The following is a 272-nucleotide window of genomic DNA, read 5'->3' as shown; positions in this document are numbered from 1 at the left end:
GATGAGTATTTAAGTACAAGATAAGAAAAAGGCAGGTTACGTTAAGTAGCCTGCCTTTTTTATGGACTTTTAAAATACGTTTTTTATATCATTAAGACAATTTAATCTTATCTTTTAATAAAAATTCCATCAGTGCTTTTTGCGCATGTAACCGGTTTTCAGCTTCATCCCAAACGACTGAACGCGGGTCATCAAGCATATCATGAGAAATCTCTTCACCGCGATGCGCTGGTAAGCAATGCATAAACACCACATCAGGATCGGCTTTATCC

General features: G+C 37.1%; 1 pseudogene. It reads right to left on the bottom strand.

The features are described 5' to 3' along the window. Nucleotides 1-91 precede the first annotated feature (91 nt). Nucleotides 92-272 (bottom strand): annotated as a pseudogene (locus tag AAEY79_RS14915) (ornithine carbamoyltransferase); the annotation flags it as partial.

The organism is Psychrobacter sp. GW64-MNA-CIBAN-0177, assembly GCF_040309585.1.
GTDB classification, from domain to species: domain Bacteria; phylum Pseudomonadota; class Gammaproteobacteria; order Pseudomonadales; family Moraxellaceae; genus Psychrobacter; species Psychrobacter okhotskensis.
This window is presented reverse-complemented; position numbering and strand designations above follow the sequence as displayed.